The sequence below is a fragment of the Paenibacillus sp. 1_12 genome (assembly GCF_900114475.1).
In the GTDB taxonomy this organism is placed as follows: Bacteria; Bacillota; Bacilli; order Paenibacillales; family NBRC-103111; genus Paenibacillus_S.
Genome location: NZ_FOTE01000003.1, coordinates 412667 through 434700, shown reverse-complemented (window position 1 = coordinate 434700; position 22034 = coordinate 412667). Strand labels below are relative to the sequence as shown.

General features: G+C 46.5%; 23 protein-coding genes, 1 pseudogene and 1 riboswitch. Of the genes and pseudogenes, 2 read left to right on the top strand and 22 right to left on the bottom strand.

What is annotated here, in order from left to right:
• Window positions 1–4 precede the first annotated feature (4 nt).
• From cobS to BM210_RS09480, 20 genes are all read right to left on the bottom strand, one after another.
• Window positions 5–862, bottom strand: coding sequence for an adenosylcobinamide-GDP ribazoletransferase (gene cobS, locus BM210_RS09575; protein ID WP_091167366.1), 858 nt, complete (start codon window positions 860–862; stop codon window positions 5–7).
• Window positions 835–1821, bottom strand: coding sequence for an adenosylcobinamide-phosphate synthase CbiB (gene cbiB, locus BM210_RS09570; protein ID WP_091167364.1), 987 nt, complete (start codon window positions 1819–1821; stop codon window positions 835–837). Before cbiB ends, cobS begins: the two co-directional genes overlap by 28 nt.
• A 30-nt stretch (window positions 1822–1851) precedes the next feature.
• Complete coding sequence (gene cobU / locus BM210_RS09565; protein WP_091167363.1) at window positions 1852–2436, bottom strand: bifunctional adenosylcobinamide kinase/adenosylcobinamide-phosphate guanylyltransferase; 585 nt, start codon at window positions 2434–2436, stop codon at window positions 1852–1854.
• Between the two features lie 17 nt (window positions 2437–2453).
• A complete protein-coding gene (gene cobT / locus BM210_RS09560; RefSeq protein ID WP_091167361.1) occupies window positions 2454–3527 on the bottom strand; it encodes a nicotinate-nucleotide--dimethylbenzimidazole phosphoribosyltransferase in 1074 nt (357 codons plus the stop codon).
• Window positions 3527–4357, bottom strand: coding sequence for an ABC transporter ATP-binding protein (locus BM210_RS09555; RefSeq protein WP_256223428.1), 831 nt, complete (start codon window positions 4355–4357; stop codon window positions 3527–3529). Before BM210_RS09555 ends, cobT begins: the two co-directional genes overlap by 1 nt.
• A 109-nt stretch (window positions 4358–4466) precedes the next feature.
• On the bottom strand, window positions 4467–5501 hold the full coding sequence (locus BM210_RS09550; RefSeq protein ID WP_091167359.1) for a FecCD family ABC transporter permease: 1035 nt from the start codon (window positions 5499–5501) through the stop codon (window positions 4467–4469).
• Window positions 5502–6554, bottom strand: coding sequence for an ABC transporter substrate-binding protein (locus BM210_RS09545; protein WP_256223427.1), 1053 nt, complete (start codon window positions 6552–6554; stop codon window positions 5502–5504). It abuts the gene before it with no gap.
• A gap of 154 nt (window positions 6555–6708) precedes the next feature.
• A riboswitch (cobalamin riboswitch) is annotated at window positions 6709–6866 on the bottom strand.
• Window positions 6867–6869: 3 nt separating this feature from the next.
• A complete protein-coding gene (locus tag BM210_RS09540) occupies window positions 6870–7400 on the bottom strand; it encodes a hypothetical protein (protein ID WP_091167358.1) in 531 nt (176 codons plus the stop codon).
• A gap of 204 nt (window positions 7401–7604) precedes the next feature.
• Window positions 7605–8333, bottom strand: coding sequence for a DUF6081 family protein (locus tag BM210_RS09535; RefSeq protein WP_091167356.1), 729 nt, complete (start codon window positions 8331–8333; stop codon window positions 7605–7607).
• Between the two features lie 28 nt (window positions 8334–8361).
• On the bottom strand, window positions 8362–9282 hold the full coding sequence (locus BM210_RS09530) for a prenyltransferase (protein ID WP_091167355.1): 921 nt from the start codon (window positions 9280–9282) through the stop codon (window positions 8362–8364).
• Window positions 9283–9325: 43 nt separating this feature from the next.
• On the bottom strand, window positions 9326–9592 hold the full coding sequence (locus BM210_RS09525; RefSeq protein ID WP_091167353.1) for an aspartyl-phosphate phosphatase Spo0E family protein: 267 nt from the start codon (window positions 9590–9592) through the stop codon (window positions 9326–9328).
• Between the two features lie 104 nt (window positions 9593–9696).
• The gene (locus BM210_RS09520) at window positions 9697–10899 is read right to left on the bottom strand and encodes an aminotransferase class I/II-fold pyridoxal phosphate-dependent enzyme (RefSeq protein ID WP_091167352.1); all 1203 of its coding nucleotides are present in this window, start codon (window positions 10897–10899) and stop codon (window positions 9697–9699) included.
• A 13-nt stretch (window positions 10900–10912) separates the two neighbouring features.
• Window positions 10913–11404 (bottom strand): Lrp/AsnC family transcriptional regulator, encoded by a 492-nt coding sequence (locus tag BM210_RS09515; RefSeq protein WP_091167350.1) that lies wholly within the window; start codon window positions 11402–11404, stop codon window positions 10913–10915.
• A 249-nt stretch (window positions 11405–11653) separates the two neighbouring features.
• A complete protein-coding gene (locus BM210_RS09510) occupies window positions 11654–11950 on the bottom strand; it encodes a hypothetical protein (protein ID WP_091167349.1) in 297 nt (98 codons plus the stop codon).
• Window positions 11951–12080: 130 nt separating this feature from the next.
• The gene (cysK, locus tag BM210_RS09505; RefSeq protein ID WP_091167347.1) at window positions 12081–13004 is read right to left on the bottom strand and encodes a cysteine synthase A; all 924 of its coding nucleotides are present in this window, start codon (window positions 13002–13004) and stop codon (window positions 12081–12083) included.
• A 142-nt stretch (window positions 13005–13146) separates the two neighbouring features.
• Window positions 13147–14445 carry an MFS transporter gene (locus BM210_RS09500; protein ID WP_091167345.1) on the bottom strand — a complete coding sequence of 433 codons (1299 nt, stop codon included), beginning with the start codon at window positions 14443–14445 and terminating at the stop codon, window positions 13147–13149.
• A gap of 135 nt (window positions 14446–14580) precedes the next feature.
• A complete protein-coding gene (locus BM210_RS09495; protein WP_091167344.1) occupies window positions 14581–15123 on the bottom strand; it encodes a hypothetical protein in 543 nt (180 codons plus the stop codon).
• A 141-nt stretch (window positions 15124–15264) separates the two neighbouring features.
• Window positions 15265–15684 carry a DUF350 domain-containing protein gene (locus BM210_RS09490; RefSeq protein ID WP_091167687.1) on the bottom strand — a complete coding sequence of 140 codons (420 nt, stop codon included), beginning with the start codon at window positions 15682–15684 and terminating at the stop codon, window positions 15265–15267.
• A gap of 124 nt (window positions 15685–15808) precedes the next feature.
• Window positions 15809–16483: a PspA/IM30 family protein gene (locus BM210_RS09485; RefSeq protein WP_091167342.1), complete on the bottom strand. Its 675-nt coding sequence runs from the start codon at window positions 16481–16483 to the stop codon at window positions 15809–15811.
• Between the two features lie 126 nt (window positions 16484–16609).
• Window positions 16610–18988, bottom strand: a complete 2379-nt coding sequence (locus BM210_RS09480; RefSeq protein ID WP_091167340.1) for an endonuclease MutS2 — start codon at window positions 18986–18988, stop codon at window positions 16610–16612.
• Window positions 18989–19284: 296 nt separating this feature from the next.
• Here BM210_RS09480 and BM210_RS09475 point away from each other — a divergent pair, with 296 nt between their 5' ends.
• Together BM210_RS09475 and BM210_RS09470 are read left to right on the top strand one after the other, a co-directional pair.
• Window positions 19285–19653, top strand: a complete 369-nt coding sequence (locus tag BM210_RS09475) for a phage holin family protein (protein WP_076236387.1) — start codon at window positions 19285–19287, stop codon at window positions 19651–19653.
• A 210-nt stretch (window positions 19654–19863) separates the two neighbouring features.
• On the top strand, window positions 19864–20265 hold the full coding sequence (locus BM210_RS09470) for a cupredoxin domain-containing protein (RefSeq protein ID WP_091167338.1): 402 nt from the start codon (window positions 19864–19866) through the stop codon (window positions 20263–20265).
• 76 nt (window positions 20266–20341) lie between these two features.
• Here BM210_RS09470 and BM210_RS09465 read toward each other — a convergent pair whose 3' ends face one another.
• Both BM210_RS09465 and BM210_RS09460 read right to left on the bottom strand, forming a co-directional pair.
• Entirely contained in the window at window positions 20342–20893 is a 552-nt protein-coding gene (locus tag BM210_RS09465) for a CvpA family protein (protein WP_091167336.1), read from the bottom strand.
• A gap of 13 nt (window positions 20894–20906) precedes the next feature.
• Window positions 20907–22034 (bottom strand): annotated as a pseudogene (locus BM210_RS09460) (hypothetical protein); the annotation flags it as partial.

Genomic DNA, 22034 nt, shown 5'->3' with positions numbered 1-22034 from the left:
CTCTTTAACGAACGACCAGATATACAATAAGCAGCAGTGCTGTTTCCACAATTTCATTCATCGCACCATAGGTGTCTCCTGTCAGTCCGCCAAGCTTACGGCTTAAGTACATACTGATTCCTGCACCGATCAGCAATGTGCTTAGCAGCGCCGTACCCGTTGTCAGCAATGCCTGCCCCGAGATCCATACACCTTCATGCCATCCAGCCAACAAGAGAGACAAGCCAACAGCGAAAGCCGTATGTATGGATAAATGCTTCAAACCAATCCCCCGAAAAAAAGAACCCAGTCCACGTTTCGACTGCTCAGCCCTGGCATAAGGCCAACAAGCAATCGCCACCACCATATACCAACGGCTCCAAAGCGCAGTCAATGGCAGCATATAAGCAAAAGTCTCCATCGGAAGCGTTAGCCACTGCTGAAGCAGAGTCCATTTGCATAGTAAGAGCAGCACACAGCCGACAACGCCCATTGCGCCAACACGGCTGTCCTTCATAATTTCCAGCATCTGCTCACGCGTACGATGGCTGAAAATACCATCTGCCGTATCCATCAGCCCATCCAAATGCAGGGCTCCTGTCATAGCCACCCATACTACGAGCAGCAGTGCGGCAACAACACCACTGGATCCGATACCGCCCGGAAGCCAACCGGCAGGCAGTCCGTACCCTTGCAGCAGCAATCCCACACCGCTTAGCAGCAGCCCGAGCACCGCACCAACAAACGGATAAAAGACCACACTTCTGCGAAATAGCACATCATCATAATGCAGCTGGACCGGAACCGGAAGCCGAGTCAAAAATTGAAAGGCCGCCGCGCAAGCTGCCAGCACCTTTACCACCAAGCCCAGCATAGTGCGCATACCAAACCTCCCGCAATCAAAAAACTAACCGCATATAACAATTGTATCGTATGAATAATATCGGCTCGCCCCCGTTCCCGCAGCGGCCAGCCCATCCGCGCCCGCTCACTTGTCCTTCCGTGGTAGACGTTCACGCCTCCAAGCTCGATACCCAGTGCACCTGCCACTGCCGATTCGGGTATTCCACTGTTCGGGCTTGGATGCAGCCTTGCAAAATACACAATCGAGCGGGCTGCTCTGACAGCGGAACAGCCTCTTTGGACAACAGCAGCCGCTACAAGTAAGCAGCCGGTGATACGAGCCGGCAGCCAGTTCATTACATCATCCCACCTAGCCGATGCCCATCCGAAATACAAATACTTATCATTTCGATAGCCAACCATTGAATCCAGCGTATTTGTTGCACGGTAGAGCATGGCCAAAGGCGCACCGCCCAGCAAGGCAAAAAACAACGGGGACACCACAGCGTCCACGATATTTTCCGCTACTGTTTCCACCGTAGCCCTTGTAATCTCAGGTTCGTCCAGCTCAGAGGTGTTTCTACCGACGATATATCCCACGTATTTTCTTGCTTCATCCATCTGATTCTGCTGGAGAGGCCTATACACCTGCATAGCTGCATCTTTTAAACCTTTGATGGCAATCGTCGTGGATATGAACCAGACATTCACGACGTAACCGAGCCATGGATGAATCCATCGTGCAGTAAGCAGCAGCGTATACATTAGGATAAATGTCAGCAGCAGAGTCGATACAAGCAGCACAATCCCCCTCCGTTTTTGTGCTTGCCTGGATATACCTTTGCCTTCCTCCCGATGCAGCTTGGATTCCAACCAGTTGATCCACTGCCCAATGCGAATCACCGGGTGTGTCGGCCAACGCGGGTCCCCAATCAACCAGTCGATCATTATGGCAGCCAATAGCATGATCGCTGTTTCCTGCCAAGAATACAACAGCACCTGTGTCCACCTGCCATTTCTTCTTTGATGCTACAACTTGTAGCGCAAGCTTGTCAGTTCCACCGGAATACCGGACGTAACCAGAAACACCTGGTCGGCCACGTTGGCCAATATGCGGTTCATCGTGCCAGACAGATCTCGGAATTGTCTGCCCAGCTTGTATTCCGGAACCAAGCCATAGCCAACCTCATTCGTTACGAGAATCAAATGCCGTCCTTGGCTGGCAACCGACTGACAAACAGCCGTCAATTCATCAAGCTTAGCTAGCAAAATTTGCTCCATATCAGGCTGCTGCTCAGCCTTCAGCAGACAATTACTTAGCCATAGAGTAAGACAATCAACTAAAATAACAGCTTCATCGATTTCTTTATCTTCATTGTTTTTGTTCGTGAATGACAACAAAGCTTCCGTCAGAAGCAGAGGCTCTTCATGGGTAGCCCACTCAAAGCCCGTTTCTTCTCGCTGAAGTCGGTGCAGACCGATTCTCGCTCTCATTTCATCATCATATGCTTGCGCTGTAGCTATGTATATACCTCGATTGCCAAGCTTAGCGGTATAGGTCTCGGCAAATGAGCTTTTGCCGCTGCGGGCGCCGCCCGTTACCAATACGAGCATAGAAGCACCTCCAATTGCTAAGAATTCGTATGATTATCTGTTTGCGAAATACCAGCACTTGCGAATGTAGCCATTTCCATCATGATCTTGATCGCGGACTCAATAATCGGGAATGCCAACAACGCTCCTGTCCCTTCACCAAGCCTCATATCCATATGAAGCATCGGAGACAATCCGATTGCTTTCAGCAAACATTCATGCCCCTTTTCCTGCGACTGATGAGATGCAATCATATAATAAACACTAAGCGGTGCAATTCGGCTTGCTACAAGTGCCGCAGCTGAGGAAATAAAGCCGTCAATCACAATCGGACAGCGATGCAGCGCAGCACCAAGAATGACCCCTGTTAGCCCTGCGATTTCCAAGCCGCCCACCTTGGCAAGAACATCCAGAGGATTATCCTTATTCGGTTGGTTGAGTTCTATGGCTCGCGCAATGACGGCTTGCTTATGCCGCAGCCGCTCATCGTCAATACCCGTTCCACGTCCTACGGTATGCTCAACCGCTTCTTCCGTTAATACCGCTAATAAAGCGGAGCTTGCTGTCGTATTACCGATTCCCATCTCACCGGTTGCAAACAATGTATACCCTTGTGCAACCAGCTCTTCGACTAGTTTAATGCCGGTATGTATTGCTTGAAACGCTTCCTGTTCTGACATCGCAGGCCCTTTTGCCATATTGGCGGTTCCAAAACGCACTTTGCGTGAATACAGCAGCGGATGCTCCAGTTGGGCATTCACTCCGATATCCACACAGATCACATCAGCACCGGCTTGACGAGCCAATACGTTCACAGCTGCACCGCCACTGCAAAAATTCATCACCATTTGCTGAGTGACCTCAGATGGAAATGCGCTAATTCCCTCTTCACATACGCCATGGTCGGCTGCCATAACTATTACAGCCTTTTTGCCGATCTTCGGGACCGTTATTCCCGTAATACCAGCCAACTGCTTGGCTAGCTCCTCCAGCTTGCCAAGGCTGCCTGGCGGTTTGGTTAGCTGATCCAAGTGATCAGCTGCGGCTTGAACAGCCTCCACATCTACCGGTTGAATGGCTTCAATTATCGTATTCAGTGATGCTTGCACCATCAATCTTCTCCTTTTATACTTCTAGTTTTTCTATCAGCTTGCAGTAAAATTTGCGGAACTTCGTATATAGGATGCTCCAACACGATAGGACGGGTATGATACACAGGCTCCAACAGCTCGCTATGTATGACTTCTCCAGGACGACCGATGGTTACGGTCTTGCCCGCCTGCATAAGCAGCAGCCTGTCGCAGTACTGTGCAGCCAAATTCAAATCATGAAGCACAGCAACAACAGTCAGCTTCTCTTTTTGCTGCCATTCACGAATCCATTCCATCATCTGGAGTTGATAGCCAATATCCAAATAGGTCGTCGGCTCATCCAACAGCAGCAAACGCGGCTGCTGTGCCATCAGCTTGCCCAGAGCAACACGCTGCCGTTCCCCTCCGCTTAAACGGTCCATAGTTCGGTCTGCCAATTCCACAAGCTGCAGCTGCTTTAGAATGTCTTCAATTAGCTGCTCTGCGTCCGTGGCTATTTCATCGCCAAGCCAATTTTGAAAGGGATACCGCCCCATCGCAATCATTTCTCGCACTGTGAAGCCAAGCGGGGGCAGCGAATCCTGCTCCAGCACCGCCATCCATTGGGCCAACTGCTTGCGTGGGTACGAATAGGCTGCTCTACCATCCAGCAGTACACGCCCAGACTCTGGCTTGTCTATACCGGATAACAGCTTTAACAGCGTTGACTTGCCGCTGCCGTTCGGGCCGATAATACCGAAGCATTCACCAGGCTCCACTGTGAAGCTCACCTGCTCCAAAACAGTCTGTGCTCTAAACGCTTTACTGACATTGTCCACTTGAATGATCGGCATTTCATCATGACCAAGCATGGATTCACCTCATCTCAACCGCTAACATAACACTGCATAATATTCCAAATTTATATAAATCGCTTAATGAAATCTTCGATTTATAACCATCTACACGTTTCAATATTGTCTACCCTGTTCTCCGCCTGCTCTTACGCAGCAAATAAACAAAAAACGGTGCACCGAGAAATGCAGTTACTACCCCAAGCGGAATTTCTGTGGGGCTTAACAGCAGTCTACCCAGTGTATCGGCACACAGCACATACAAAGCACCACCAATCAGCGACAGCGGCAGCAGTAAACGATAATCTGGGCCAACCAGCAAACGCAGTAAATGGGGAACAATCAGTCCAACAAAAGCTACGACCCCTGATACGGATACGGCGGCAGCGGTTACCAAGGTAGCCGCGATGAGTACCGTCAGCTTCGTTCGTTCGACGTTGACCCCCATATGCGCGGCCTGAGCTTCTCCAAGGGAGAGCAGATTCATCGCACGTCCAAACAGCAGCAGCAGCAAAGCTCCAATAACCAAATACGGCAGTAGTATCAATGAGTAGGACCAGCCCCGCAGCGTCAGACTGCCCATCAACCAGAACACAATCTCATTTACAACCTGCTTCGACATCGACACCATCAAGGCTACAAATGCGCCCAGAAATGCTTGCATCACAACACCGGATAAAATAACGGTCTCTATCTGCAGTTTCCCATCCATCCGGGCCAGCAGCAGTACCGTAAAAAGCGAAGCCATGCCTGTACCGAATGCTACAGCGGGTATCGTCCAAATGCCTAATAAAGAAAACTGCAGTCCGAACAAAATCAAGAAGGAAGCGCCCACAGCGGCACCTGAGGAAACACCGAGCGTATACGGATCAGCTAGCGGATTGCGCAGCACTCCTTGAAACGCCGCCCCGGCGACTCCAAGCGAGGCGCCCACCAATACGCCAAGCGCCACCCTCGGAAACCGTACCCGCCAAACAATCTGCTCCGAAGAAGACTCCCAATTCACTAAGACATGGTCGCCTATCCATGGAATATGGTGGAATAGAATCGCCCAAACCTGCAGCAGCGGCAGCTGGACCGTCCCTATTGATAAGGATATCGTGATGGCAAGAAGAAGGAGCAGCATGCCTGCCCCTCCCCAAATCAACAGCTTTTGCTTCATTTATTTCACCAGTTCCGGGTATATGCCCTTGGCAATATCAACGAGACCTTTAGTGATTCTCGGCCCCGGACGACTAATCCAGTCTTTGTCCACACCCACGACCTGATTATTTTTGACGGCATCGATTTTTCCCCAGCCGCTGCGCTCTTTAATAATTTGATCCAAAGTTTTTTTGGATTTGTTATCAATCAGATTGGTTGGATACAAAATAACCTGCGGATTGTCGGCAATTACCTTTTCTTCATTTAGCTGCGAATAGCCCGTTATTTCTCCATAAATGTTGATACCCCCGGATATCGTAATCAGCTCGTCCATGAATTCGCCCTTGCCTACAGTCCAGCCTGGCGAGAATTCAAGCAGTACACGTTTTTTCTGCTCCGGCAGCAGAGCCTTGACGGCATCTGTAACCTTTTGGCGATCTGCATTCATCTCAGCGACCAGCTTCTCCGCCTGTTCCTGTTTATTGAAAATTTGACCGAACATCAGTGTATTATTCAATACATCCTCGACGGTTTTCGGCTCAACCTTAAATACATTTAATTTAAGCGAACGAAGCTGCTCCACTGCTGGTGCTTTCATCGACACGCCTGTAACAATCAGATCTGCATTTGATGCCAGCAGCGCTTCCTCATTAGGCTTTACAATGCTGCCCATCTTCGGCTTCTTCAAAGCCTCTGCCGGATAATCACAAAAATCCGATACTCCGTATACCTGCTCACCTAAACCTAGCGCAAACAATGTTTCCGTCTCACTTGGAGAAATCGATACCAGCCTAGCAGGCGCTTTGTCAAAAATAAATTCCTTGCCTGTCGCGTCCTTCACTTTAAGTGGATAGACAGTCGCTTTAGCTGTCGGGGCTGCTGTTGACCCATTGTGCGGCTTCGATTCTTGGCCAACTCCTGCCCCTGCCTTCGGCGGTTCAACAAGCTCTCCCTTGCTTGGCACTGTCGCTGAGTTCCCGCAGCCTGCAAGGATCAGCAAAGCAATGATCCCAATGAGCATAACCAGCTTCGAACCATGGCGCTGCATTTTATTTATATTTGCTAACTTCATTTTTAAAAGCTCCTCCCATGCTTCCCCAACAAAAGAAAAACCTCCTGCTTCTTTTCGCAAAGAAACAAGAGGGCATGCGCAAAATAAACGATGGCAATAAACTCGAAGAAACTGCGATCATTCAAACGCGACGCTCCTTTTTCCTCGAAAGGGACAGTCTTTACAAAGAACAGGCAGGTTTCCTGACTTGGAAGTCTTCGCCGGCTTGGCGAATTTCTTCTTCACAGTGGCGGGACCGTGCCAGATTTGCACCAGCTTCCCTTTTAACCCGATAAGTGTTAGCTTACAGGCACCTGTTCAAGCTTTATTCAATTGTTATTTTTGGGCAATTACTTTTAAAGCCTGCATGACCAGATCCTGCTTTTTCGCATTAGCTGGTACGAAAGCGATCAAATCTTTTCCATTAAGCTTTAACTCCGTAAACCACTTCGTTTGTTCCAAAGGTATTCCGTAGAGATGCTTCTCGACACCTCCGGATTTTCCGTCCACCGGAATCTCCATGACACCGTCAGGGAAATCCTCCGCTTTGGCTACCGCATCCAGACTGACATAACCACCCTGCTGACCGAGCGCTTTGAACTGCTCCTTGGGCACCACAATGATCCCATTATCACCAGCTGCAATTTCAACAACTAGCTTTTCCATGGAAAAAATAGGCGTTGTCTGTATTTTAATCGTTGGCGCTTGTCCCAACTTTTCCACCAGACTCGCTTCCAGCTTATCGCCAACATCACTCGGAATGCCGCTGCTCGACATCATAAAGATCGGCACATCTGCTTTTGGCCCCCCACAGCCTGTCAAAACCAGCAGCAAAATCAATCCTAAACATGCAAATTTCGCCTTCATCTGTCTCTCCTCCCAGACTAACCAGAAAGCCGTCCGTCATGAAATCTCACCTCACATCTTATCACAAAAGCCATCATTCCACAAAAAGTAATACGCATGACAAACACCCTCCGAGCCGCTTGGCCCGAAGGGACTTTTTCAATACAAGCTCATTCACAGACAAATCATGACTGTCACTATGAACGTTACAGAGATAAGAAGCCTTTAATCTCGATACGTCACTTTAATCGGCGTCCACTCCGCTATGACCGTTTGGCCATGAACCGATACGCTGCCCTCAGGGGTCAAATCCTTCTCCGTCATAATCCCGAGCGCAACCGTGAATTGATTCAGCTTAATGGGCACCTGCCGCTCACGACGAACCTCGACACCATTCACTGCAAATACAACCTCGTCATTTCCGCGATGGTACGTAATACGATACGTATTGAACTCACGCGGCTGAAAATCCGTCTCTTCCTTGAAAATACAAAAGAATCTGGTTTTGTCGGATTCAGGGACCTGGACGCCTGGGAAAGGAAGAATGCCATACACGCTAGCATAAGTATCATTACCTACAAAAAAATCAAGCGCTGCTCCAGTAGTAAAGTCCAGCAAATTTAGTGAAACAAAACCATCATACAAATCTTGAGCTGTTGTCCCTGTTGTTCTTGAACGGATTTGCAGCTCAAAGCTTACCTCGCCTGCTTCAGGAACCTGAATGGCCTCGACTGAATAATACATATGCTTCGCATTATCCAGAAACTGCACATGATCATGCTTGCGGCTAAGAGGTGCTCTCACATATAAAATTCCATTGCGGACGATAACGACTGCGCTCGGCTCCCGATAATTCCAGAAGGAACCGTCCTGCAGCGGAAATCCGCCAATTTTCCAGACGTCGTCTTCGGACAAGATGTTGTGAAAATCTCCTAATATTTGCTCTCTGCTCATCCAAGCTGCCTCTTTCCCTGGTTGAATTTTATTGAAAAATTCCTTGCACTAACAATGTTAAAATCATAATGGATCCACAGCGAACGGTAACCTTAAGTGAAGCTCCCATCAAGGGCAGATAAGCGACCGACGGGTTCTCCGATTTCAGCCTACCATAAACCTTATATATAGGAATAACCGTCACTAAAGCAATCAATGCATAATAAGGAAGTACATCGAAGAGTACGCACACCAACAATGAAAGAAACGCCAAAAATAATAGGAAACGCGAAAACTGAATAGCTCTTTGTTCTCCCCAAACTACGACTAATGTATGTTTCCCTGCTTGTTTATCCGATTGCCAATGTAAAAAATGATGATTAAACAAAATCAATGTCGTCAGCAGACCGATCGGCAGCGATAAAAGCAGTGCACGATAATCAAGCTGCATCGTCTGGACAAAATAGCTGCCCATAATCGGTAAAATCCCGAATGACAGCAAAATTGCGATCTCACTGTAGCCTTTACCTCTGTAGCCAAATTTCAGCGGAGGAGCCACGTAAAAATAGGCAATCAAGCCTCCAAGCCCACCAAATATCAATGCCCACCAGCCTGCATAATAGCTCAGTATTAAGCCACATAGCAGGGCAACAAAGAATAATGCCCAAGTCAAAAAGGCAAAGCTTTTCTCCGATAATGTACCATTAGCCAAAAAACCGGAATTCGTGGAAATTGCACCCGAGTTTTCTGCGGCGGCAACATCGACACCGTTCCGATAATCCCATAAATCATTAATCATATTGGAAAACAGATGAGCAGCTCCAGCACCAATCAAGGTTATCACAAAAAGCAGTGGATGAAATATACCCTTCCACGCATAGGCGCCTAAAGCGCCGAGAATAATGGGAATCAACATGACAGGAATGACTTGGAATCTGGATGCCTTCATAAATAATTTTAGTTTGTCCATTTCATCAATTCCTTTCTGCAGCAAGATTAAAAAGAACCGAAAGTTATCGGTCCTTTTTGTCGTAGTTCATATACTCATTAATTTTTTCATCAAGAATCGTGCTGAAAGCAACAACCTCAGGAGACGACATACTTTTCCTTAGAGTGACCAGATTTTCTAACTGTTGACGTAAGCTGCTAATTTCCTCTTCTAACGTCAATAAATCAGAGTCATACTTCTTGGTTTTTAGTAACCACCTTGGTTGTTGATCCTTTTCCCGTATCCAACCGATGTGGAAATATTGCCCAAGCTGATACTCTGGAAAAGCCATGTCAATCCATTCCTCCTTATACGTATCTCAAAAACTACTATACTATAAAGATAACAGCTTTTGTTAAGGAAGGAAACGGGTTATTTTGTCGTATTTTGGTGATATTATATTTTTTTCACAAAATTACCTATACGGTCGATAGCTTCGATCAATTGGTTCACTGAATAGGCATAAGAACAACGTATGAAGCCTTCTCCACCCAGTCCGAATACGTCACCTGGAACAACAGCGACCTTAGCTTCATGCAGTAATCTTTGTGCAAATTCGTCCGAGCTTAGGCCTGTGGAAAGAATGGAAGGAAATGCGTAAAATGCGCCTTGTGGCTCATGACACTGCACTCCAATTTCCCTAAAGCTTTGAACGACCAGGCGCCGTCTTTGATTATACGATTCTATCATCCGTTCCATTTCTTCCTTGCCATTGCGCAGTGCTTCAAGTGCAGCTACCTGACCCATCGCTGGAGCACACATGACTGTATACTGATGAATCTTTAACATTGCCTTGATGATATCGGAATGTCCGCAAGCATAGCCCATTCGCCAGCCCGTCATCGCAAAAGCTTTTGAAAATCCGCTAACCAGAATCGTACGGTCTCGCATCCCCGGCAGGGAGGCAAAGCTCACGTGCTTTTGTTCGAAGGTCATCTCCGCATAAATTTCATCGGATATCACGATCAGATCATGCTCTTCAACGATTTTGGCAATCGGAACCCAATCCTCATAGTTCATGATGCCGCCTGTAGGGTTGCTTGGGTAGCTAACAATCAAAATTTTGGTTTTCGGCGTAATGCGTGCTTTTAATGCTTCCGGTTTTAATTTGAAATTATCTTTGGCAAAGGTTTCAACACCTATCGGTACCCCTCCGCTGATCCGTGTAATCGGTGAGTAGGAAATATAGCTTGGCTCTGCAATCAGGATTTCATCCCCCGGAACAACCAAAGCCCGAAGCGCCAAATCAATAGCCTCACTGCCGCCAACCGTCACTAGCACCTCATCGCTTGGCTCATAGGGAACCTGAAAGGAATCATACAAATATTCAGAAATGGCTTCCCTTAATTCGTATAGACCCGCATTCGGTGTATACTTCGTATTTCCCCGTTCCAGAGAATACACAGCAGCTTCCCTTATATGCCACGGCGTACAAAAATCCGGCTCGCCAACACCAAGTGAAATAATATCTTCTTTGCTAGCGCTAACCAGATCAAAAAACTTCCGAATACCAGAGGGTGGAATATCCCGCACCAACGGAGCCAAATACCCAGACATGGATTTTACGGAAGTTGAAAGTATTTCATTATTCTTAATCATAGCTCATCGTCCTTCACGGAGAGATTAGCAGGCGGGGGTCCTCTTCCTTATCTTCGAAGATGATACCGTCCTGTTTATATTTTTTTAATATAAAATGGGTTTTGGTAGATAATACACGATCAATCGGCGAGAGCTTATTGGAAACAAACGAAGCCACTTCCTTCAGCGTCTTGCCTTCAATTTCAACAAGCAGATCATAAGCGCCGGACATCAAATAAACGGACTTCACTTCTGGATATAAATAAATACGTTCCGCAATCGCATCAAAGCCGCGGCCACGTTCCGGAGTAATTTGCACTTCAATTAAAGCTGTAACTTTATCGTCATCTACCTTGGACCAGTTCACGACTGTCGCGTATTTCACGATGACATTCGCTTCCTCCAGCTCACGAATGGCTCCGGACACTTCCGCCTCCGAGGCTCCAAGCATAGTCGCTATTAAGGCAGATGACCTTCTCGCGTCTTCCTTCAACAGTTCGATAATGCGAATTTTAAATTGCTCCATTGTCGGTGACCCTCCTAATCATTTTCAAAGAAAACTTACATCGTAAGCTTCCACTTCGTTTTCGAAGTAAACTACCTTCTGTAAGCTTAAAAAAACTTATTCCTTCATTTTACACCCAATAGCAAGTTTTTTGCAAAATAAAATTAACAGGGCTTGCCACATAACAAAAAAGCCTCACAGGCTGCTGCATATGAGGCTCCATAGATATCGTTAACCAACGCTGGTAAACGATTGTACAAGTGTATGCGTTTAACGTATGGACAGCAGCTTGCGCATATAGCTGTCGATTTCCCGGTTACGGTACTGCTGCAGGATAGTAATATCACAGGCTGGTTTAGGGTGATCCATTTGTTCAACGGCTCTGCCAAGGCCCACTAGCTTCCCTTGGTCATACGCTGCAATAATATTAAAGCTTTGGCAAAAGGTTTCATATTGTAAGACATTGGCATTGTGATTTTCTTCCAATATCGAAGCAAGCAGTTCCTGGTAATCGCTTTGCAGCGGGCACTTATTATCCAACTCGATTTGTATCCCTTGATTGGCCAATTTACAAACGCCGCCTTTCGGTTAACTGATATTATAATTATACATTTAAATGAATTTTTATGCAAACATAAAAAATTAAAAAACACCTCATCCGAGGTGCTTCATCGCTTACTTTATTCAATTTCTAAGCTTAAAAGATATCCATGCTTAAGTAACGTTCTCCGGTATCCGGTGCAATACACAGAATGCGTTTGCCTTTACCCAGCTTTTTGGCAACCTGGAGTGCGGTCCAAACCGAGGCACCAGCAGAAGGGCCGACAAGAATTCCTTCCTGAATCGCCAATTGACGTGTTGTATTCAGAGCATCCTCATCCGATACCTGAACGATCTCATCGTAAACGTCCGTATTCAGAATTACCGGAACGAAGCCGGGACTTGTCCCTACCAGCTTATGCGGTCCAGGTTCCCCGCCTGACAATACAGGGGAGCCCTTTGGCTCGACAACGTAAATTTGAATTTCCGGCAGCTTATCGCGCAGCACTTCACCAGTTCCAGTTATCGTGCCACCAGTACCTGAAGTAGCAACAAAGGCATCCAACCGACCTTCCATTTGCTCCAAAATTTCCAAAGCTGTCGTAGTCCGATGAATATCAGGATTTGCTTTATTCTCGAACTGCTGCGGAATGAAGCTGTCAGGAATTTGACTCTTCAGCTCCATTGCCTTGCGGATAGCCCCCGGCATTCTTTCTGCTGCAGGCGTCAGAACCACCTGGGCACCGTAAGCTTTTAATATATTAATCCGTTCCTTGGTCATATTGTCAGGCATAATTAAAATCGCCTTGTAGCCTTTGGCCGCCGCATTCATCGCCAGACCAATACCTGTGTTGCCGCTTGTCGGCTCGATAATCGTAGCCCCCGGCTTCAACGAGCCGTCCAATTCTGCCTGCAGAATCAGATTATAAGCCGCACGATCCTTTACACTACCGCTCGGATTCATGTATTCGAGCTTTACGTAAACCTCTGCATCGTGTTCACCTACGAGTCTGCGAATCCGAACAGCTGGTGTATCCCCAATCAGCTCTGTAACGTTATTTACCATTCGGCTAGATGTCATGTCTTACCCCTTCCTGCAGCTTAGCATACGCTGCCCTGCAACCCATTGTCTGTGAAACTCCACCGACCTTATTTTATAGCTGTCACTAATTTTGTCAAGATCAAAGTCAGTCTCTGAACTCATATATCCCCGAATTCTATGGTCAATGGGGTGACTTCGGAGCCAATCTCTGTCCACGGGTTTTATAAACCCGTCTCATCCATAACCAGGCGGCTACCGGTGAGCTTCCGATGGTGAGCAGCAGAACATTCATGGCGAGTGGAGAAACCGTAACACTAACAACACCAATAAATACGGCCAAACCCGAGATCCGGCCCACATTAAGCGACAGCTCACGAAAAATGATATATTCCTCACGTTTTTTGACACAATCTGGATCCATGCCGATTAAATCAAACACCGAAGAGGTCATGGGAATCGAATACAATGGAAAAAACAAGCTAACCCCTACACCAAATATGAGCAGCGAAATAAAGTTGACACCCCAAAACATAGGAACAATGACCACAACCATCATCAAAGCGCCCCATCCCATAGCAGCGGACCGATGTTTATGTTTAAGCAGCCTTCCCGCTATCATAAAGCTGATCAGAGCAACTCCCGAAGTGATCAAAGAAAAGTTGCCGAGCATCATTTCGCTGCCAGTGCTTGAATAGACGAGCAAAGCAATTAGAAAGCCAAATACGCCTTCTCTTATACCCTGGGCAATTAATGCTAGTGATACGGGGCGCCATACCGTTCCTTTTTTGAACAGACAGCGAGCCGGCAGCAGCCACTCGTAATGACCTTCGGATTTTCTTTTAGTCAAGAAAAAACTGACCAATACACCCAACAAAAAAATAACGAGTGAAATGGTAAAAATCAACCGGTAGCCACCGCTTGGGCTCATATGCACAATCAAAAAACCGGCAATCCAGGGAGCAATCATCCCGGCAACAGAGCCGAGGAGTCCTGTCCAGCCATTAAAACGATCACGATTATAAGGATCTGTCACTTCAAAATAGACGATATTGAATGCCAGCCAGAAAAGCCCAGAGGCGGTTCCCAAAATAATTCCCAGCACCAAATAATGATCGACTGCCCGATCTCCCAGCCACAGCACCAGCATATAAAAGCTTGCCGAGACCGCGACACCCAAGCGAAGACAGTTCATTTTATTATGTTCCTTCACCCATACACCAGCAAGCCAAAATACGACTGCCATGGCCACATAATTAATCAAAGCGTACCAGCCAATAATCGTGTAATCATGGCGTGCTTTCCATAAATAAACGTTAACGAATGTTCCCGACAGGGCGGTGCCCGCTGCAAACAAGCCATGAACAGCTAGCAGCAATCGGACTTGTTTGCCTAATGTACCCGAATGTTTGTCAGTTGGGATCAACGGGTTCGTATGCTCATCTTGAGTATATCCCCACGGTGGTTTGATACCAGATCGCATGCTTCATCACCTTCAGCATAAGGATAGAAAGTCCTTTCTACTCTTCCCTATCCGGCTATCTTTACTCAAAAAAAGAGACAGTCTAGCGCGGCGAGCCATTGCGCTTGACGTATCTCATAGGCTAAACGGATTTCTTTACTTGCTGTTTTTTAACAGATCAATCATCGCTAAACGATCTTCGTCGTCCAATACATGATCGATTTTGAAACAAGATGGACACACATACATTTTGGATGCGTGCGTGGCTTTTAACAAAGGCTGCTGGTGCCCCGCAGGAACGGATGGTACGAAGCCCAAAGCCGTTGTGTAAGTCCCTGCGAATAGCATAAAGCTGTGGCAGTTGGAGCATTCAGGAACCTCGATTTGCGTAGCCAGTACTCGCTGTACGCCTTCTTCGTATTCATCCGGACCTTCAGGCTCTTCATCATCGTAATCATCCAACAGATCGATTTCTTCTACCTCATCCGTATCTTCTTCATCATGCTCTTCGTCGTCTTGTTCTTCATCGTCTTCTTCGAGGTCCGATTCTTGTCCAGGCTCATTAGCCGACAGCTTCAGGCTGCGGTAATCACCCAAATCATTATAGCAGTGCGGACAAGCTTCCTCCGGCCCAATCTCTGGGTCCCATACAATTTCCGTTTGGCACCACGGACATATTTGATCATGCGATTGCTGCAACGTGTATTCCTCCTATTTCCTTAGCGATGTTAAGCAAAATTAATAAAATAATAGACGCCTGCTCCTACAAAAACAAGCGCCAATACAAGCAATGTACCCCATAAATATTTCATGTCAAGCCTCCTGAATCCTTACCCCGCCTTATGAAACACTGGCACCGATCACATATGAAATCCCAATCGAAATGATCATAGACAGCAGACCGACCGCTTTGTTATCCTTCTTGATCTCCTCATCAATTTTAAAATAGGGAGTTAAAAATTGAAAAATAAAATAAGCAGCCATGAGCAGCACAAAGCCGTATCCCGCCCAAATCAACGATTGAAGCACTGAATCATTATTGAGTATGGAAAATCGAAATAGATTGCAAATTCCGAATATTTTACCACCTGTTGCCATCGCCACGGAAACATTGCCTTTTTTAATTTCTTCCCAATCGTTGTACCTTGTAACCAACTCAAATATAGCGACAAAAACGATTAGGGCCACAACAGCCACAGAAAAAAAAGCTAATGTTTCTATATACGAATTCGATAACATAACATCCACCTCTTCATTCATCATAACATAATACCTCACCCTCTTGAACAGCTTTTTGGATTAAGCAAGGTAGGGAGTTTCGTATCGATCATCATTGAAGAGACTGGGGCCACATACCCCAGTCTCCTGTTTATTCTATATCGAATCAGGATTGCTTCTTAGCTTGCATTCTGGCTCTTAATTCTGCTAGTTCATCATCTACACCGCTTTTGTCCAATTTGTTCAGTTCATCATCCAGACTGCGATTACCAGAGCGAAGCTCGTTGCTGGCTTCGGCTTCGGCTTCCATTTGCAGTACTTTCTCTGACATACGGTCAAAGCCTTTAGAAGCATTATCGGTACCAAAACCTGACATCGCCTGATTAATTTGCTTTTGTGCTTTTGCAGCTTCTGCACGGGCAATGAGCAGATCTTTCTTATTTTTCATTTTGTTAAATTCATCTTTCATTTCGCTCAACTGACTGCGCAGACGATCCGCATTTCCTTTGGACACGTCAAATTGTTTTTTCATTTCATCATAACGAATCTGCTGTTCTTTCTTGTCCTGCAGCGCGCGGCGAGCTAAGTCTTCATTACCTTGCTCTAACGCTTTCATCGCCTGAGCATCACGTTTGGCTACCATTTCCTCAGCTTCTTCAACCTGCTGCTTAAATTTCTTTTCTACAGCGATCTGTTTAGCTACAGCAACCTCTGCCTCGTTAATATCCTGTTCCATATCACGTAAGAATTGGGTAAGCATTTTGACAGGGTCTTCCGCTTTGTCCAACAAATCATTGATCGAAGCCATTGTCATGTCACGAAATCTTTTGAAAATTCCCATTAGTAAATTCCTCCCATAATATCATTCTTTATAATTGGTTTTGCGAATACTCGAACTGAATGTTGCTCACTCTTATACATACGGAATAAATGGAAAGGCGTTTCATTTGCTGTCAAAATAATTCTACTATTTCAATTCAGCGACTGTTACTCCTGTGCCGCCCTCATTGTAATTGCCAATCCGGTAGCTTTTGACATGCTTATGCTTGCGCAAAAATTCAGAAATCCCTGTTCTCAAAACACCAGTACCTTTGCCATGAATAATATAAACGTTACCGAAATTCGCAAGATATGATTCGTCCAGAAAGCGGTCAACCTCAATAATCGCATCCTCCAGATTAGAGCCGCGCAGATCAAGCTCCATCCGTACATTTTCGTCGCGTGTACGTTTTAGACTGGCCGCTACCTGATGCTGCTTGGGAGAAGCGGAGCCCCCGCTGGAAGCAGACTTCACCAGCTCCAGATCGGCAAGCTGCACCTTCATCTTCATAATGCCTAATTGAACCGTTGCTTCCTGCTCATTCACGATCTCGACGATTTGTCCCTTTTGTCGCAAATGGACTACCATAACCTCGTCACCGGCTCCTAGCTTATCCGGTTTCTTGGCGGAGCTTCGTGCCACTGCCTTCTTGGACCTGAGCTCTGGAACGGCTTGATCCAGCTTACGCTTGGCGTCGCTTAAATGATGATCCTTGACTCCTGATGCTGCTTCACGCTGCAAGCGTCTAAGCTCAGTAATGATTTCATCCGCTTCGCGTCTGGCTTTCGCAACTGCTTCCTGAGCCTCACGCTCAGCCTTCTCAAACAGCTTATCACGCTGCTCTTCAAATTTTTGCTGCTGAGCCGCGAGTTTGTCGCGAATCTCGGCAACCTCACGGCGCTGCTGCTCAGCGGTTTGTTTTTCCGCTTCCGTGATCAACCGATTTTCCTCAAGCGTAGCTATCATCGATTCGACACGCTGATCCTCTTCTCCTACCTGTCCCCGGGCATGATCGATAATGGATTTGGCTAAACCCAAACGCTCAGCAATAGCAAATGCATTGCTGCGTCCCGGCACACCGACCAGCAAACGATAGGTTGGACTAAGGGTCTGAATATCGAACTCCATACTCGCATTTATAATTCCTTGGCGATCAAAAGCATAGGCTTTCAATTCACTATAATGCGTTGTAGCTACGATTCGGCAGCCCATCCGATGTATATATTCAAGCAGTGAGATCGCAAGGGCCGAGCCTTCCGCAGGATCGGTTCCGGCTCCCAGCTCATCGAGCAGAACCAGGCTTTTAGGTGTCATGTCACGTAAAATGCGAATGATGTTGGTCATATGGCTGGAAAATGTACTCAAATTTTGTTCGATGCTTTGTTCATCGCCGATGTCGGCATAAATCGCATCAAACACGCACAGCTGGCTGCCTTCTTCCGCAGGCACGAACAAACCCGACATGGCCATTAAAGAGAGCAGCCCGATGGTTTTCAGGGATACGGTTTTGCCCCCTGTATTCGGTCCTGTCACAATGATCGTCGTATATCTATTACCCAGCTCTATATCCAGAGGAACCACTTTATCCGCCGTAATTAGTGGATGGCGCCCTCGTTTGATCTTGATAAAGCCGCGGTCATTGAGAATCGGCAATGTTGCTTTCATATCATGGGCCAAGCCTGCTTTTGCAAAAATAAAATCAAGCTCTGCCAGCACATCCAGACTACCCAGCAATTCATCCGCCACTTCAGCGACAAGAGCCGTTAATATTTGCAAAATCTTTTCAATTTCAGCTGTTTCCTTCAGCTTAAGCTCACGAACCCGATTATTTAGCTGGACTACAGCCTCCGGCTCCATAAACAAGGTGGCTCCAGATGCGGATTGATCGTGAATCATGCCACCAAAATGACTTCTATATTCCTGCTTAACAGGGATGACGTAACGATCATTACGAATCGTGACCAAATTTTCCTGCAGCATTTTTTGAATGGATGGTGTGCGAACCATTTGCTCCAGCCGATCACGAGCACGGGTTTCACTGCTTCTAAGCTCCTGTCGGATACGGGCAAGCTCTGGACTCGCCGAATCCATGACTTGGGCATTATCATCAATGCAAAGCTTAATCCTGTCCTCTGTTGCTTTCAATTCGCCAATTCCTTCTGCTAATGCAACAAGAAGCGGAGTCAAATACTCCTCCTGCACTTGCTCTAAAAAACGCTTCAGTCGTCTTCCTCCGAAAATGGTATTAGCTACATCGAACAGCTCTGCCGGGTTCAGTGTACCACCGATTCTAGCGCGGTGAACGGATTGATGAATATCGCGAATTCCACCAAAAGGCGCACTGCCCTTGAGCCGATTCACATTGACTGCTTCATCCGTTGCCTTCAGCCGCTGCTTAACCTCTTCGAAGTCACCACTTGGCAGCAGTTCCTCCAATCGCGCCTTTCCCAGGCTTGTGGCTGCATGATGAGCGCACTTATGTATAATGGCTGAAAAATCCAATGTTTTTAAAATTTTGGTATTCAATCTGTATTCCTGCCTTTCCTTCCCCTTACATACACTTCCTAATTATAGTATATCCAAAAGCGCTATGATTAGCGAATTTTTAGCTATATCCATTCTTGCCTGATCCCGTCCTGTTATCGTCCATATAATGCCGCTCATAAACAGAGTCAGCATGGAAAATAATAAGTTTTGCACCGAGAAGCTTAAGCAGCCTGCAGCATCAAGTTTTCAATGAATACCTAAGTATTGCTTTAGCGAAAACTCAGTATTGCTTGCGTAGTCCGATTTCTACGAAAACTCTAAGGAGGTGACAACCGATGCATTTGCTAGGACATCTTGTCCGATTCGTTGTATCTGCTTTGGTGTTGATGGTGGTAAGTTTTATCGTACCCGCGTTTGAAGTGGGCGGCTTCTGGAGTGCATTTTTCTTAGCACTGGTTATTGCAGTTGCCGCCTGGGTGATTGAAGGTGCATTTGGTAAAACCATTACGCCCTTTGGACGCGGGATTGTAGGTTTTATCACAAGCGCTTTGATTATCTGGGTGGCACAATTCGTTGTCAGCGGTGTTACGACAAGTATCATCGGAGCCATTTTGGCAGCCTTGGTTATCGGTATTATCGATTTGTTTATTCCTGTTAAAACTCCATTTGAGCAAGGTCTCAGTGGACGTGAAAAAGGTAGATAGTACCTATAAACCAGCCGCATGGAAAGATCAGTCTAAATGGCGTGAGCCCCGGACTGATCTTTTCTATGATTTGAATCACATAATAAACATACATAAAAATTCATCACTATTTTGACAAGGCTTTGTCAAGGTTTCGTCACTGCAATAATTTTCTATATGATGTATGATAGCTCAGAAGGTAATATTATACTATTTTTTGGAGGGATTCTTATGAAAAAGATTACAGTACTGGCATTGTCCATTTGTTTAATTTTCGCTCTGGCTGCATGCGGTCAAAAAGAAGCTGCTAAAGCCCCGGCTGCATCAACAGGCTCTGCACCAACCGCGTCCACTCCCGCAGCTTCAGGCGCACAGCAAGTAAAATTAACAGCAAGCAATTTTAAATTCGATCAAGCTGAATATAAAGTAAAAGCAGGACAAGATGTCGCTGTTACTTTGGAAAACAAAGAAGGTATGCACGGCGTATCTATTGATGCATTTAAAGTAAAATTAGACGGAACTACAAAAACAGCAACCTTTAAACCAGACAAAGCCGGTACTTATGACATTGTATGCAGTATTCCTTGCGGATCAGGTCATATGACAATGAAATCCAAACTGATTGTTGAATAATGCCCTGCAGTAACAAGAAAAGAGGCTGTCACATTAGTAGCGAAAACTACTTCTGGGACAGCTTCTTTTGATATGATTATTTTTCTTTGGGTTTACTGTTCCACAGCTCCACAAGCTTATCACTAATAGAGGGCATCGCACTTAAAATATAAGGTACAGTCATCGAATCCTTGAGCAGACGCTGCGTTGTATCATTGGGGATTACTGTCATCACCTGGATCGCGACCACTACAATGATTCCAGCTTCAGCCAGCCCGAGTATTGCGCCTGCCAATTGATTGAAGGTTTTAATCCCCGGTGTCAATGTAATCCAATGTAGAATTTTGCCTACAATGCTCAAAACTATTTTCACGCCAAATAGCAGCAGTCCAAAAGCAATGGCATTCGACACATATGTATCCAAATGCAGCCCTTTTATGAAAAAATCATATCGGGTGGTGGCCTCCGCATTCAGTGAGCTAAACAATCCTACAAGCCAAGAAGCTACATCCTTATAAAAGGTAAATGCAACTACATAAGCAATAAATAATCCTACGATAGACACCAATTGGCTAACAAACCCACGATAAAAACCCAATATCAATCCTGACAGAATCAGCACAACGGCTGCCCAATCCAATCCGTTCATAGCTAATCCCCGCTTATTCTTTCTCTACCAACTCAATCCATTCATTATACTCGATCTGCAGCTTTTCATATTCCGATTTCAGTTCTTCCAGCTCTCTGAACACATGCTCTGCACGTTCTCTGTGTTCGTCATATTGATTTTGTAATGCAAGCTGCTCCTTGGATTGCTCGTCGTATTGATCCTGCAATTCATCGTATAACTCGACTTGCAGCCGGAGTTCCTCCTGCTGACTAGCAAAATGTCGATTTGCCTGCTCGGTCTGAGTTGAAAATTCTTCTGAAAGTTGCTTCCATTTCTGACTTTGTTGCTCCAATTCAGCTATACGCGATTGCTGCTCCAGATACGATTCCTCCAGCCTCTGCTGTTGTTCGAGCTGCTGTTGGTAATGCTGTTCAAGCTCGGCTATTTGCTGTCTGCCCTTATAAAGATCTGTCTCCAATGCAGCTGCAGCTTCAGCCCGTCCGCGAAGCTGCTCCTGGAGCGCGATACCGCGTTCCTCCAATTGCACCAGGGCTTCACGACTGCGTACATTCTCATCCTTGAGCCGTTCTTTCAGTTCTGCTACCTGCTCTTCAAGCTCTTTGTATAGCTCTTCATGCAGCTCTAATTCTTCCTTCTGTTCGGCAGCAGCTTTTCGTTGTTCACTCAACTGTTCGGTTAAATCCTCGCACCGCTGCTGCCATTCGCCTTCACGCTGCTCCAGCTGCTGCTGATTAGCCTGCTGCTCTTTGATTTGTGCTTTCAAACTTTGCTGTTCAGTTAGAAGCAGCTCTGTACGTTGCTGATACTCCGCAATTTGCTGGGAAAGTTGCTGTTCAAACTGGCGCTGCTCTGCTTCAACCTTCGATTGCAGCTCCTGCTGCTCTCTAAGTGCCTGCGATTTCTGCGCTTCCAGCTCGGCCTCACGCTCGTGCAGCATTGCTTCGTGCCACTCCTGTTGCTCTCGCAGCGCATGCGCTTTCTGCACCTCTAGCTCTGCTTCACGCTCGCGAACTGCTTTAGCGTTTTGCTCTTCGCGCTCTTGCAGCACCGCTTCGTTCCACTCCTGCTGCTCACGCAGCGCATGCACTTTCTGCGCTTCCAGCTCTGCTTCACGCTCGCGAACTGCTTTAGCGCTTTGCTCTTCGCGCTCTTGCAGCAC

Coding starts and splice junctions, on each gene's coding strand:
- BM210_RS09535 (WP_091167356.1), bottom strand. CDS start 8,333: ATGAGCAGAGAGCAAATATTAGGAGATTTTCACAACATCTTGTCCGAA.
- BM210_RS09525 (WP_091167353.1), bottom strand. CDS start 9,592: ATGGCTTTTCCAGAGTATCAGCTTGGGCAATATTTCCACATCGGTTGG.
- BM210_RS09490 (WP_091167687.1), bottom strand. CDS start 15,684: ATGAATGAAGAGGTGGATGTTATGTTATCGAATTCGTATATAGAAACA.
- BM210_RS09475 (WP_076236387.1), top strand. CDS start 19,285: ATGCATTTGCTAGGACATCTTGTCCGATTCGTTGTATCTGCTTTGGTG.
- BM210_RS09485 (WP_091167342.1), bottom strand. CDS start 16,483: ATGGGAATTTTCAAAAGATTTCGTGACATGACAATGGCTTCGATCAAT.
- BM210_RS09470 (WP_091167338.1), top strand. CDS start 19,864: ATGAAAAAGATTACAGTACTGGCATTGTCCATTTGTTTAATTTTCGCT.
- BM210_RS09530 (WP_091167355.1), bottom strand. CDS start 9,282: ATGGACAAACTAAAATTATTTATGAAGGCATCCAGATTCCAAGTCATT.
- BM210_RS09540 (WP_091167358.1), bottom strand. CDS start 7,400: ATGAAGGCGAAATTTGCATGTTTAGGATTGATTTTGCTGCTGGTTTTG.
- cobS (WP_091167366.1), bottom strand. CDS start 862: ATGCGCACTATGCTGGGCTTGGTGGTAAAGGTGCTGGCAGCTTGCGCG.
- BM210_RS09545 (WP_256223427.1), bottom strand. CDS start 6,554: ATGAAGTTAGCAAATATAAATAAAATGCAGCGCCATGGTTCGAAGCTG.
- BM210_RS09500 (WP_091167345.1), bottom strand. CDS start 14,445: ATGCGATCTGGTATCAAACCACCGTGGGGATATACTCAAGATGAGCAT.
- cysK (WP_091167347.1), bottom strand. CDS start 13,004: ATGACATCTAGCCGAATGGTAAATAACGTTACAGAGCTGATTGGGGAT.
- BM210_RS09555 (WP_256223428.1), bottom strand. CDS start 4,357: ATGCTTGGTCATGATGAAATGCCGATCATTCAAGTGGACAATGTCAGT.
- BM210_RS09515 (WP_091167350.1), bottom strand. CDS start 11,404: ATGGAGCAATTTAAAATTCGCATTATCGAACTGTTGAAGGAAGACGCG.
- cobU (WP_091167363.1), bottom strand. CDS start 2,436: ATGCTCGTATTGGTAACGGGCGGCGCCCGCAGCGGCAAAAGCTCATTT.
- cobT (WP_091167361.1), bottom strand. CDS start 3,527: ATGGTGCAAGCATCACTGAATACGATAATTGAAGCCATTCAACCGGTA.
- BM210_RS09465 (WP_091167336.1), bottom strand. CDS start 20,893: ATGAACGGATTGGATTGGGCAGCCGTTGTGCTGATTCTGTCAGGATTG.
- BM210_RS09520 (WP_091167352.1), bottom strand. CDS start 10,899: ATGATTAAGAATAATGAAATACTTTCAACTTCCGTAAAATCCATGTCT.
- BM210_RS09550 (WP_091167359.1), bottom strand. CDS start 5,501: ATGAAGCAAAAGCTGTTGATTTGGGGAGGGGCAGGCATGCTGCTCCTT.